Annotated in this window: 10 protein-coding genes; 3 read left to right on the forward strand and 7 right to left on the reverse strand. The window is 66.8% G+C overall.

Annotated features, from left to right (window positions below; translation table 11 throughout):
- Positions 1 to 78: 78 nt before the first annotated feature.
- Together BIV23_RS29130 and BIV23_RS29135 are read left to right on the forward strand one after the other, a co-directional pair.
- Positions 79 to 738: a recombinase family protein gene (locus BIV23_RS29130; protein WP_071383962.1), complete on the forward strand. Its 660-nt coding sequence runs from the start codon at positions 79 to 81 to the stop codon at positions 736 to 738.
- Between the two features lie 280 nt (positions 739 to 1,018).
- Positions 1,019 to 2,815, forward strand: coding sequence for an acyl-CoA dehydrogenase family protein (locus BIV23_RS29135; protein WP_245790688.1), 1,797 nt, complete (start codon positions 1,019 to 1,021; stop codon positions 2,813 to 2,815).
- A gap of 396 nt (positions 2,816 to 3,211) precedes the next feature.
- Here the strand turns inward: BIV23_RS29135 and BIV23_RS29140 are convergent, their stop codons facing one another.
- The 3 genes from BIV23_RS29140 to BIV23_RS29150 all read right to left on the reverse strand — a co-directional run bounded on the left by BIV23_RS29140 (position 3,212) and on the right by BIV23_RS29150 (position 6,098).
- Positions 3,212 to 3,832, reverse strand: a complete 621-nt coding sequence (locus BIV23_RS29140) for a hypothetical protein (RefSeq protein WP_071383963.1) — start codon at positions 3,830 to 3,832, stop codon at positions 3,212 to 3,214.
- Between the two features lie 25 nt (positions 3,833 to 3,857).
- On the reverse strand, positions 3,858 to 4,259 hold the full coding sequence (locus BIV23_RS49755; RefSeq protein ID WP_143079134.1) for an MmyB family transcriptional regulator: 402 nt from the start codon (positions 4,257 to 4,259) through the stop codon (positions 3,858 to 3,860).
- Between the two features lie 1,191 nt (positions 4,260 to 5,450).
- Complete coding sequence (locus BIV23_RS29150; protein WP_071383965.1) at positions 5,451 to 6,098, reverse strand: TetR/AcrR family transcriptional regulator; 648 nt, start codon at positions 6,096 to 6,098, stop codon at positions 5,451 to 5,453.
- A 1,098-nt stretch (positions 6,099 to 7,196) separates the two neighbouring features.
- On the opposite strand from BIV23_RS29150, the gene BIV23_RS29155 reads away from it, so the two are divergent.
- Positions 7,197 to 8,486, forward strand: coding sequence for an ArsR family transcriptional regulator (locus BIV23_RS29155; RefSeq protein ID WP_107471292.1), 1,290 nt, complete (start codon positions 7,197 to 7,199; stop codon positions 8,484 to 8,486).
- 279 nt (positions 8,487 to 8,765) lie between these two features.
- Here the strand turns inward: BIV23_RS29155 and BIV23_RS29160 are convergent, their stop codons facing one another.
- The 4 genes from BIV23_RS29160 to BIV23_RS29175 form a co-directional block, all read right to left on the reverse strand.
- Positions 8,766 to 9,272, reverse strand: coding sequence for a hypothetical protein (locus BIV23_RS29160; protein WP_143079135.1), 507 nt, complete (start codon positions 9,270 to 9,272; stop codon positions 8,766 to 8,768).
- Between the two features lie 110 nt (positions 9,273 to 9,382).
- Positions 9,383 to 9,784 (reverse strand): DUF6009 family protein, encoded by a 402-nt coding sequence (locus BIV23_RS29165; protein WP_071383968.1) that lies wholly within the window; start codon positions 9,782 to 9,784, stop codon positions 9,383 to 9,385.
- Positions 9,781 to 11,277: a DNA primase family protein gene (locus tag BIV23_RS29170; RefSeq protein WP_071383976.1), complete on the reverse strand. Its 1,497-nt coding sequence runs from the start codon at positions 11,275 to 11,277 to the stop codon at positions 9,781 to 9,783. The genes BIV23_RS29165 and BIV23_RS29170 overlap by 4 nt, the downstream gene beginning before the upstream one ends.
- 17 nt (positions 11,278 to 11,294) lie before the next feature.
- Complete coding sequence (locus BIV23_RS29175; RefSeq protein ID WP_071383969.1) at positions 11,295 to 12,296, reverse strand: bifunctional DNA primase/polymerase; 1,002 nt, start codon at positions 12,294 to 12,296, stop codon at positions 11,295 to 11,297.
- Positions 12,297 to 12,965 lie beyond the last annotated feature (669 nt).

A 12,965-nucleotide genomic window follows, 5' to 3' on the forward strand; every position in this document is an offset into this window, starting at 1 on the left:
GACACGCCTTCAAAAACTCCTTCAGAAACCCTGCTCTTCAACAACCCGGTGAACACCGTTTCTTGAGAAGATCCGGGCATGAACGCGTCCCTGGAGCCGTCCGAACTCCTCACCCCCTCGCCCGCCGTCCTCACCGACATCCGGATCGGATACGCGAGGGTCTCGACCGGTGGGCAGAAGCTCGACCGCCAGATCGACGCACTCAACGCAGCAGGCTGCCGCCGCATCTTCGCCGACAAGAAGTCCGGCAAGAACGACCTGCGCCCCGAGCTGAAGGCGTGCCACGCCTTCCTCACCCCCGGCGACACCCTCGTCGTCCCCTCGCTCGACCGCTACGGCCGCAGCCTCCAGGACCTCGTCAACATGGTCGCCGAGCTCCGGGAGCGCGGTATCGGCTTCCAGTCCCTCCACGAGGCGCTCGACACCACCACCCCCGGCGGGCGCCTGATCTTCCACGTCTTCGCCGCGCTCGCCGAGTTCATCCGCGAACTAATCGTCGCCGGCACCCACGAGGGCCTTGCCGCCGCCCGGGCCCGCGGCAAGGTCGGCGGACGCCCCACGGTCGTCAACGAGGACCTCATCCGCGCGGCCCGCGACATGCTGCCCAACCCAGAGAACAGCGTCACCACCATCGCCAAGATCCTGGGCGTCTCCGTCGGCACGCTCTACAACCACATCCCCGACCTCAAGGAGCTGCGGAACTCCCGCGTCCCACGGCAGCTGGAGGGAGGCAAGTAGCCCCCGCGGCTACTTTGCACCGTGGGTCAGAGATAGGAGATCGGGGCCCGTTCAAGGCGAAGAAGGAGCGGCAGTTGCGACGTGCCACTTCCTTGATCGTCGTGCACGTCATCCCCGCGGCACCCGCTAGCCTCGCCAACCACCAGGATCGATGCTCAGATCGGGCGAGAGCGTATGTGCCCGGAGCCAGAGTGCTGGGTACGTACCTCACTCCCGGCGCCCTCAATCGTGTGAATGATCATGCTGAAGCGCTTGTTCCGCATGCTCTATCGTCCGCAGCGTGATCATTCAGAAGCGCTCTCGGCAGGACGAATCAGTTGCAACGGACATTACGGCAGACCTTACACGCGTCCTCTTCGAGGGCCGGTTCGACCAGGTCCACGCGCCCTGGCGTGATCTGTTCAGCAACCCCATATTCCACCATCGCGAGCTACCGCCCGAGGAACGCATGGCGCTCTCGTACGAGCGCCTACGGCACGTCAACAAGTCAGTGAACGATGGCGACGGCCCCGAAATCCTCCCGCGAGACGCAACGCGTCTCACAGCCCTGCATGAGTGGGTCGGCCCGGTCGACCCAGGACTCGGCACGATCCTCAGCATCCATTACAACCTCGTCCTAGGCAGCCTGCTGGATGCCAAGGGAGCGCACGACCTGCGCCCTTTCCTGGACATGGACCGCATCGGCGTCTACCTGTGCACGGAGTTGGCCCACGGCAACAGTGCTGCGCTGATGGAGACCACCGCAACCTACGACCCGGTCAGCCGTGAGTTCATCCTGCACACACCACGGCCAGAGGCCGCAAAGTTCATGCCTAACACCAGCCCAGTCGGCGGCCCCAAGACAGCCCTGGTCGCCGCCCGGCTGATCACCGGCTCGCAGGACCAGGGTGTGCACCTCTTCCTCGTTCCGCTCCACGACGAAACCGGACAGTGCCTGCCGGGCATCACCATCGAACGCCTCCCGCAGACAACGAGCGCCCCCGTCGACCACTCCATGACCACCTTCGCCGGCGTCCGTCTGCCGCACGAGGCGATGCTCCAGGCCGATCATGGCCGCCTGACGCCCGATGGCGTTTACACCAGCACTGTCGGCAGTGCTCGCAAGCGATTCCTCGCCTCAGTGAGCCGGGTGACCGTCGGCAAATTGTGCATGCAGGCCTACCACTTGGGCGCCACCCGCCACGCTCTGACTGTCGCCGTCCGTTACGCCCACAGCCGGCACACCTCCAGCGGCACTCGGCGCGGCACTGTCCCGCTGTGGCAGCACCGCAGTCACCATGCCCCCCTTATCGATGCCCTGGCCACCAGCTACGCCGCAACGTTCCTGCACCGCACCGCCGTCCGGAAATGGGAACAAGCCGTCACGGAGGCCGACCGCGACGACGCCGAGCGGCTCGCAGCCATCACCAAGGGCTGGATCACCTGGCGCGGTCGCCAGGTGATGACCGAGTGCCGCGAGCGCTGCGGCGCCCAGGGCCTGTTCCTCGCCAACGGCATCGCGGGCCAGCTCGCGGCCGGTGAGGGCGCCATAACCGCCGAAGGCGATAATAAGGTCATTTGGGTAAAGGCTGGCATGGAGATGCTTCTGGGTAATTACACCCCCAAGCCCCTTCGCCCCGGGCCGAGCGATCTCAACAGCCCCGAGGCACTGCAAGACCTACTCGCCGACACCGAGCGCATATGGCACGAGCGCGCCCGGGTACGCAGCCGTAGCCCCCGCCCGGGCGGCGTCCTCGACCGCACCGTGCTGCCCGTGCTCCAACTGGTCGACGCCCACGCCCACTATCTCGCAGCCGAGGGACTGCTGACGGCCGCTCGGCAGACCACCCGCCGCCAGACCGGACGCCTCCTGTACGCCCTCCACCGGTTGTTCGCGCTGCGTCACATCGCCGACCACTCTGGGGACCTCCTCGCCGCAGGTCGCCTGGAGAGCGGCCAGGTGCTGGCGCTGCCGGACACGATCGAGGACGTGATCGACGAGCTCGCGCCTCACGGTCTGGTTCTCGCCAACGGGCAAGCCGTTTCGGAGAGGCTGCTCCTCAGCCATCCGATCATGGCTGCCGGCACGGAGCAGTGACCGTGGCCTGCGATTGCGGTCACCGCCGCCGTGGCCGGGGACAGGAGCACTGAGCGCCTGGCAGCTGCGGTGATGGACGATGTGAGCGTTGGCACGAGGCGGTCAGGGTCGCGCGGTAAGCCCCAGGAGCAGAGCGCCCACAAGCCCCGTTCTACCGAGGCGAGGTTGGCTGAGGCGGATGGACGGCTTGGTGGCCAGGATCCTGACCCGCTGGTCCTCGTCGAGACGGGGGTGCAGCGACGGCAACGACCCGTGTGCCCCAGAGCTGACTGGCGTTCGAACGGATCGCGGCCAGTTTTTCGTCCGGCCACACGGCTACGGCTGCGCTCGTACTCGTCCGGTACGCTGAGCAGGGTCTTGCCGACTCTGCTCAGCAGCGGCCCGAGATCGCAGTCCCTAGGACGCCGTGTCGGAGTACCAGCAGTGGTAGTGGTGCCTTTGGGCCCATTTGTCATGTGGATGTATTGCCTCCACCAACTGCTGGCAGTGATCCTTGTATGCGAGGTAGCCACTTTCGGTGAGTGAAAGCCTCTGCACGCCTGGGGCGAGGGTGTGACGCAGGGCGTGCACGAGATCTTGGGTCGCCTCTATTTTGAGTGCCCTCACGGCGCTGCCGTAGGCGTAGAGCAAAGTATCGACGGGACCTGTGGCCGCGAGTCTGAGCGCATCCAGGATGTCTTGGTCTTCGCGCATGCGTTCATGCCATGCGGCGAGCGCGTTCAGGTCTGCGGGGACGATGTCGATGACCCACATCGGGGTCAGCGGGGCACCAGAGGGTGATTCCAGAGCGTAGGTCTCGGCGGGTGAAGCGCCCGTCGCCGTTGGGCAGTGTCGCCAGACTGCCGGTGGCAGTCGCCGCGAGATGTTGAACCATGCGCCGTAGGCTGTGTCCAGGTCTTCCGCGTCGGGGCGCTCGAGTACTTGTCCGCAATAGCTCAGCAGGGGGTGCAGGATCTCGTCTTCGATCTGGGAGAACGCGGTGGCCCAGACAGGGTCGTCCGGTACGAGTTTGTACATGCCGTGCGGTATCCGTTCTGTCTGGTCAGGCCGGTGTGAACGGCAGCGTGACCATTTGGCCTGAGGACCCTTCGATCTGGGCGGCCAGGTACTGGACGTGCCCGGTTCCCCAGCGAGGGTGATGCATGGTCCGGGGCTCTGCGGTGAACCCCCATCGGGCCGGCTCCATGCCTTGCAGGTAGCCATGGCACCCGAGTTCAGTCCGAAGCGTCTCAAGACCGGGGTCGGCGGGATGCCGGGCCTGCGCACGGCGAATCTCGGCAAGGACGTATGGGGCCCAGTCTTCTTCCCAGGTGCCCAAGCACTGGCGTCCGGCCGGCGAGAGCATCCAGTGCCAGAAGTTGGCAGGGGGCTCGCCGTCGAACAAGCCCTCTGCAGCCGCGTTGACCGCGATGAGTGCACCTGAGTAGTCGAGCACGAGTGCCATCTGGCTCTGCCCTTGGATGACTTGGGCCCACGGGCTGGAGGGGCGCTCACTCGGGTGCGGGACCGGTTCGGTCCCGGTGAGGGATGCATGCGCGACCTGGAGGTCGAACGGCGTCAGCCCGAACAGCTCTGCGACCTGCCGAAGGTACTTGGCCGAGGGAACCAGAGCGCCTGATTCGACTTTCTGGTACGTGCCGAACCCGTTGTGAAGTGCGACGTCTACCTGCCCTTGCGTCAGCCGCCCTCGCCCTGATGTCGCTGGCAGGCCAGCCACTTCGGGACTCAGTTTGGACCGGTAGCTACGCAGTACGTCGCTGTATACCGTACTTCGGGAAATTACGGTCAAAACTCCCCCTTATGCGCCCGTGCTCTTGTGCACAGTTGGAGTGTGCACACCGATTTGACGTTGCAACTGGCCACGCATCGTGATCCATTGGTCATCAAATCAAATCATGCGGTCGGTTCGGAACGGCGAGTGTGTGACGCTGAGATCTTGGTCACGCCTGAGAGCCGGACTGCGTCCGACCCTCATCTGGCAGGGAGCAGCAGATCCATGCTCAGTGCTGGCACGGGCAGCCGTTACCCCTTCCGGCTTGGCGCGTCAGGCGAAGGCAATCTCGCGGAAGCGGCGGCCCATCAGACTCTGGGGTCTGCCGCGAAGGTGCTCGTGTCCGGCGAAGTGTCCGACAGGGCCACCGCGAGCGACGGGCCGTCTGGGCAGCTTCTGGTCAACGACATCGCCCCGCCGATTGCCGGCATGGTCGACGACCTGCTCAGCCGGGTCCAATCAGCAGGCGAACCCGTCGTGGGTGTTACGCAGCAGGGCATACGCCCGGCAGGTGCCGCTGCATGTGATCACCGCGGTTCTCGCAACCCACGCCGACAAGTGCGAGGCCTTCCAGCCTGCGAGTGCCGGACTCTTCGCGACGGACGCCGGCACAGAGAAGCCGGCCGCCCAAGTCGCGGTGATCTACGAGCTCCTGGACGAATCGATCGTGAGGAAGCGTCACGGGCCCGGATCCGACCTCACGCGCGCCACCCAGTCGGCAGCATCTGCCCTTCGGCCTGCGCTGACACCCGTGCCCAGGGGTCCCGCTCGATACCGCTCGCCATTGAACGCAGGGGAGGTGACTTCCTCGCAGTCGCTTGTCCAGCAGGAGGCGGTGGATCTCCCGACTTTCATCGCCAGCGGCTACGCAACGGTCTCGGCCGAGTCGGAGGCCGCTCTCGCCTCTTCTTCCAACTCGTACAGAAGCGCGCCCCGCTCGACCGAGGCGTCCAGCAGCACCAGTGTCTCCGGCGTCGCGATACCCCGCACGATCGTCTGGTTCAGGCGGGAGATCGCCTCAGGCATCTCTGCGAGCCGCTTCCGGTACCTGATGTCTGCACCGACGAACGCTTCCACCCAGGTGATCGCCGTCTCCTCCGGTCTCACCCCTTGAAGGAGCTCACCATGTTCACTCGACTGTTGCAGGATGGCGCTCACCCTGGGGATGTACGCATTCCACAGGACACCAAAGGTCCGCTGGTCCTGGTCGGTGGCGAGGCGAGCGGCGGCTTGCGCGAACTTGTCACGCGGCGTGCGGTACCCCAGCGCGATCGAGGCGTCAACCACCATCTGCAGGTAAAGCCCATTGGGATGAGTCGGCTCGCTGCCGGGGGCGGCGTACATATGGAAGCCCAGCTCCACGACGTGCTCAGCCAACTCCGGCTTGCCACCCGGGTAATAGTGATAGAGAGCGCCCTGTTGCAAGCCAGCGGCCGTCACGATGTCGCGCGTACTCGCCGCGTCGAATCCGGACTCGGCGAAAACGTGGGCAGCCGCTTCGAGCAGTGCCATCCGCGTTCGCCTGCCTCGGTCCTGCTGGGGCGCGCGCCTTCCCTGGCGATGCTTCACTTTCGCTCCAGTTCGCCCGGTCGTGCTCGGGGGGCTCCGGGCAGCCGCTCTCATCGTCGGACCGCGCACCCGCAGTAAAGGGTGCGCCCGGCTCATCGATGTTGATCTTTAAGTCGGATTCTTCACATGATGACAAACAGATCAACCGATCGATATTTTTCGTCCATCCGAGTGACTCAGATCACAACTGAGAACCCTTCTGGCTCACGCCACCTATCGCAGCCCTTCCCGCATCAACACGACACGCACAGCATCGCCAGCCGCGTGCCGCCCTGAAGAGCAAATCAACGATATCGGGACGTAGCGCACGCGACGCTGCCGCGAATCATCCCCCACGCCCGGAAAGACATCATCGTGAACCGCACGGATGAACCCCTGCCGTCGGCTGCCGACACCCCGTCCTCGGAGGCCCATGAGCCTGCGACGCCCACTGCCCAATATCAAGACGGTGGACGCGACCGGACGACTGGCTCCAGGCCCGAGAAGACCGCCGTCCGGCCAGCCGCCAAGCAGACCTCGCACAGAAACAGCCATCTCCAGGCCGAGACTGACGCCCTGGAGATGCTCGTCTCGGGTATGCCGCAACACCATGTGCAGCTTCGCACTCGCCTTAGCCGGTCGCAGATCCGGAACCCGGCCAAGATCGTCACGGAGGAAGCCGCCAACCCGGCCCAGCCCCGCAACGTCATTCGCGACCCGGCACCCGGCCCGCCAGCCCGCATCCGTGTGATACGGCCATATTAAAAGACCGCGTCCAAGGTAGCCCGCACCAACCGCGCCCCGTCAAGGAAGGTCCCCGCGCGGGCGTCTGTGAGCTCAGCTCACTGATCCACAACGGCGCCACTCTCACCCATCCCCTCAGGGCCCGCAGCAACCCAATGTGCCGCGGGTCTACTTCGCGCTACCCGAAAACGGATCAACGTGCCTCCGATCAAGACTCCGCAGGAACCCGGCCTCGGGGCCGCCCGTTCTAGGGTCGCTGCCGCTGAGCAGTGGGCCGCTACGACTTCTGGCCGGTTCGCCCCGGACGGATTCTCCTGGATGCAGGCCGTGTGCTGGGTCCAGCTCCAGGACGCCTACCGGCCGGCCCGCGCACATGGCCCGCGGAAGGTCGGGGAGACCACTCTGCGGATCGCTGTCGAACTGGCCCGCCTTTCGCCGTGCCGACCCGGAGTCGGCTACCTCGTCCGTATCCTGAAGCTGAGCGAGCGGACGATCCAGTACCACCTCGCCATCCTCCGGGAAGCAGGGCTGCTCGCCTACAGGTCCAAAGGCACCCGTGTGGCCAAAGAAGGCGGCCGTGCTTCGGAGTTCGTCCGGGTCATCCCCGAGGCCTTCGATACCGCGCTGCACCTGACAACCCGTCCGTGCCTTCGACTCATCCGCACACTGACCGGCATCGGCCAGGCAGGCCGCTCGCTCATGAAGCGACTGGCGAGAACAGCTCAGAAAGTCATGCGCCGCCCCCGCCTCTCGCCAGCCCGTGCCTCCAGGCCCTCGCGTTGCACCCCAAAGGGGGGTAGTGCAGATAGTTCTTCTTCTGCAGGTGTGACTACCGTCCCCCCTGAGAGCAAGCTCGAACACGGCAAGTACAGAGCCACCGCCCCGAACAAACCCAAACCCGGCGCACACCGCTCCACCAACCACGTAGGCCGTCGCTTCCAGTTGGCACGAGAACTCATCGTGCAGGTCGACTGGCTGCGCGGCTGCTCCGTGCCCCGCATCGCGTGGGTGATACGCAATGTCGCCGACGCCGGCTGGACTGCCCAGGAAGTCCGCGGATGGCTGCACTTCCGCTGCCAGAACACCGCCCGAATCCGCCGCGCCTCCGGATTCCTGGCCACACTGCTCCACAGGGCCGAGGAAATCCTGGACACCCCGGCGAAGCGCACAGACGCCGTCGCCCAGTGGCAGACGGCCACCGAAGCCGCCCGCCGCCACCGCATCCAGACCGTTCGGCAACGCAGCGAACACTGCAGCGCAGACTGGCTGGCACCCAGCAGCCACGCAGTCCAGCGCCTCGTCGCCGACGCCATCGCCGCCACCCTCGCCCCCTCCAGGCATGACGACGCGCTCTCCGAGCCTGCCACCTCTCAGAACTTGACCGACGCGGACCTTCAGGTGCTGCGCGCCACTGCCCGGGCGGAGTACATGCAGGGGGAGACGGCCCTCATCACGTCCGCCGTCGAGATACTCGGACGGCCCTCCGCCGAAGCCATGTATGGCCCTGACCTAGTCCACCGCGCTTTGCTGCTGGCAAAAGGCTTAGAGAGAATCAAGGTGCACCGCTCGGCGAAGAACCACCCGATGTCGTCTTCGGCCTTCTCGTAAGCCTCGGCGCTGCTTGGCCCTTCGACAGGGAAGATTGCCGTGGGCGCCGGCCCGCAGAAGACGTACACGGCGCAACAGCAACCCCCGCCGGGCCGCCGCCGGATCTGAAATGCACCCCAGGTGCTACCTCGCCAGCGATGAAGCAGGCCAACCTGGCGCAGACGATCTGCCGAACGGACAGCTGCACCACAGAACGCGATCGCCACTAACTGAACCACCGCGCTGCAGTCCCTCGGGCTGAACTGACACCCTCGCCCGCGACGGCGGCGTGATCTGGCCTCAGCCAGGACTGGCAGTGGTGTCGAGCAACAGGTGGACGGCCTGCTCGTGGAGGGCGGCGGTGCTGACGACCGCAACCGTCTCCTCCCCGATCGCGGCAAGGGTGGCTATGTACTCGCCGCAGGTGAGCCGCTGAGCCTCGACCGCCGATCCGCCCACGACCAGCCGGCCCCTTCCGGCAGTCAGCTCGCCTGGCCGACAGATCGGTCCGTCGGGCGAAGAGTTGAGGAGGAACTCGCTCAGGAGCGCATCGGGCTCCAAGGTCGAGAACACACGGACGTGCTCGGGCAAACACCGCTGGCTGGTGACCTGCACCAGCATGGTGCCCTCCTCGCAATATCCGAGGTCGATGCGCTGGAGGAAGCCGTCAACCGATCTCTGGCCCACCCGGCGCCGCCATACGGGCTCCGGCCTGGCCAGGACAGCCACCGGACGACCGTACTCCCGCAGGGTGTCCAGCCAGATGCGATCGGCGGGACGGTCCGGCCCGGCGGAGCTGTAGAACACGACGATCCCCTTCTGGACGGTCACAGGTCCCGGCACGCCCCATCTCACGCCGCCTCGCCGAGCAGGTCGCGCCGGCGGGCTTGGTCCGCGGTGGCCCTTGGACGATTCGCCTACAGCGGGAGCGTTATGCCGAGTTCCTGCATGGCGGTGGAGGGCGGGCCGCCCTCGGAGCGCTCGGTCTTGTAGCCCTTGACCCGAGCGTCCAGGGTGCGGGGGTCGATCGCTTCGGCGGGGGCTCCTGTGGCGTAGAGGCCGTCGGGCTGGCTGTCACGGTCGTGGGGCAGGAGCCAGAAGACACGTCGGCGGAAGGTGCCGGAGGCGCGGGAGGGTTTGGCGTCGGTGCTCAGGAGGGCGTAGCCGACCATCCGGCCGTCGCGGTGATAGGCGGGGCGGCCTTTGCGGGTAGGCAGGCGGTCCAGGCTCTGTCGGACGTAGTCGAGGGCGTCAATGTCTTCGAGCCAGACGAGTTCGGCCTCGTGGCTGATCTCGTCCGCGGTGATCAGGGAACTCATGCGTCGGGGTCCCTCTCGTCGTCGGTGAGCAGTCCGATGCCTGGGTAGTGCTTGCGCTGGTTGGACAGGATCATCTCCTTGGGCGAGGCCAGTCCCATGAGGTCCCGGGTGCGGGAGGCGAAGGCGCGCGAGGAGATGGCGGGTGCTCCTTCATTCTGGCACCAGGTCGTGTAGGCGGAGTAGAGCGCGGTCTGTTCGGCGCGCAGGTCGGGGGCCATGCGGCAGCGTTCTTCGTAGAAGCGGCCGGTGTGGTCTTCGGTCTCGGCGTAGCGGGTGGTGGCGATGCGGACGCGTTCGGGGCCGGTCAGGTCCCGTTCGCCGGCCAGGTAGCGGCGGGCGCCGTCGATGAGCCAGCCGAGGATGCCGGGGCCTTCCTCCATGACGAGGATGTCGGCAAGGTTGTCGATTTTGCGGTCGTCGGAGACGACGCGTTCGAAGGGGATCAGGCGCATGCGGCGCCAGAAGGCGAACCCGCCGGTGCCGACTTCGGGGCGGTGGTTGCCCAGCAGCCAGAGTTTGTGGGTGGGTTCGAAGCTGAAGAAGTCCTGTCGCATGCGGCGGGCCTTGATCCGGTCGCCGCCGGTCAGGAGTTTGACGCGGGCTTCGTCGAACTTGTCGCCGGGCTTGACCTCCGAGCAGACGATCACGCGTCGGCCGTGGAGTTCGGCGAGGTCGGTGGGGTGGCCTTCGTACGGTTTGGCCATGAGGAAGCCGGGCGGCGCGGCGTCCGCGTAGTCGCCGAGCAGCTTCATCAGCACGTCCAGCAGCACGGACTTGCCGTTCTTGCCGGAGCCGAACAGGAAGGGCAGGACCTGGCCGCCGACGTCGCCGGTGACGGAGTACCCGAGCAGCAGTTGTAGGTAGCCGGTCATCTCGCGGCCTTCGGTGTCGTCGCCGAAGGTGTCGGCCAGGAAGCGGTCCCAGCGCGGTGTGGACATGCCCCCCGGGCCGACGGCGGTGCAGCGGGAGTGGAAGTCCTTGTTGGGGTCCGGGGTTTTCACCAGGCCGGTGTGCAGGTCGACGATGCCGTCGGGGGTGCACAGGGCGTAGGGGTCGGCGTCCAGGAGGGCTGCGTTGAGGACCATGCCCGGGGCGGATTTGGCCTGGGTGAGCATGGCGTTGATGCCGGTGGTCGACAGGGATCGCCGGCGGTGCTTGTGCAGGGCGGTCGTGGTGAAGACGCCGCGGGGGTCGTGGGCGGCGATGGCTTCGGCGAGATCGCCGGCGGCCCACAGCACGGTGTCGTCCTCATCGATCTGCCAGCGGGTGGTGTCCCACCGGTACCAGCCGATGCCGGGGACATGCCGGTAGTCGTTGGCGTACAGCTTGACGAAGAGCTTCGCGTTGCCGCGGTCGGAGAGGGTGTCGGGCAGCAGTCCGTCGGCGGTCGCCTCGGCGGGGGTACGCTCGGCGTTCCCTTGCGCGGGCAGCGCAACGGGGCCCTGGGCCCGGATCTGGGCGGCGACGGCTTCGGGGTTGAACTCGAAGAGCATGTCGTTGCCGGGCGTCGTCACGGACGCCTCCCCTGGGTGGCGTGCAAGGGGCGCTTGAGGCCTTCGGTCATGCCACTGCGGATGATCTGCTCGGCGCGGCGCTCCTGGCCCGGGCGGACCGCGGCCGCCGTCTCCGTGAGGACACGTTCGGCTTCATCACGGGTAACTCGGCCGGCGGCGACGAGGCCGCCGAGGGTGTAGGCGGCCCGGTTGAGGGCGTCGGAGAAACCGGCGCCTTCGGGAACCCGGCCGCATTCCTGGACGGGAGCCAGGATCCCTTCAAGGACGCGGGTGAGCTGGTCGCGGCCCCCTCCCGCGGCGCGGACGGCTTGCCAGGCTCGCGGCGGGACCGGCCGGGGGGCTGGGACGGCGGCCGGCAAGTGGCCGGTGCGCTCCAGTTCCTGGGCGAGCCAGGCCGGCAGCGGGGCCGGTTCCCGGATGGCGCCGAGGGGGCTGTAGGTGCCGTGACGGGTGGTGGTGCCGGGAGCGATGATGTAACCGCCGTGGGCGCGGACGTCGACCTGCCAGGCCAGGGCACGGCCCTGGCTGGAGCCCGAAGAGCACTGCCAGCGGCGGCTGTCGGTGGTCCGGTACCACACGTGCAGGCCCCCGGAGGGGGTACGGACTCGCAGGGTCGTGGTGTCGTCGGCGGGGCTCGGCTGACTGCGGAGAGCGGCCAGAACAGCAAGGGTATGGAAGCCGTTGGCCAGGCCGGCGAGGTTGACGTGGTCGGCGATCGGGATGCCCGGCAGGATCCGGTCCCGGCTGGGGGGCTTAGTGGAGTGGGCGTCGATGTCGATGACCACCAGGCCGGCCGGGCCGCATGCGACACCTACGCCGAACTCGGGGTGGGTGCCCCACCAGTTCTCGATGCGGCGCTGGTCGAGAGTGGCTGCGTGGAAGCCATGACACCACCGGCCAGCGGGCAGGCACGGGCATTCCGCAGCGGCGTGCGGGCGGGTGCGGCAGTCGTTGCAGTTCGCCGCTGGGGTCTTGCCGCCTGTGGCGAGGGGGTGCACTGGCCAGCCATGACGCGCGCACCAGCGTGCGGTGACAAGAGACAGGTCAGCGACTGAACGTCCAGGGGCAGGATGCCTTGAGTCGCTGGGAGAAAACCGCAGCTCAGCAGTCATGCACACCCCCTATCAGCGACTGAAGCGACTCAACGACGGACACAGACTAGCGAACAGGCTCGACCAGGTCATGGAGCACATGCGAAACAACAGCCACACCGTGTCGCGGCGAACCCTGCCTCGCGGCAGCCAGCGACCGCAACACAGCCCCGAGCGACCGAACCCCGGTCAGTCGCTGACCCCATGCGCCATCAAATATGCAGGTCACCGGCACAGCGAGACCACCGAAGCGACTGAAGCGACTGAAGCTTCCTATATATGACGCACACGCGCGCACACGAAGGTACTCATATACCCGAACTCCAGTCGCTTCAGTCGCTGAGGTCGCGCTTCCAGCATCCTGACCTGCGACTTTTCCGACTTCTCCACCAGCGACTGAAGAGCCGCAGAGCCGCTGGTCCTTCAGCCGCTGCCCCGCCCAAGCACCGCACCCAAAGCGACCGAAGCGACTGAAGGACAGACACGATGACCTCCGGGACTCCGCCGTCTGCTTGAGAAAGTCGGCGCACAACGTGTACGGCCTCCTTCAGACGCCATCCGCTTACCGCTGGGCAG

This window comes from Streptomyces monashensis, from assembly GCF_001866665.1.
Lineage (GTDB): Bacteria > Actinomycetota > Actinomycetes > Streptomycetales > Streptomycetaceae > Streptomyces > Streptomyces monashensis.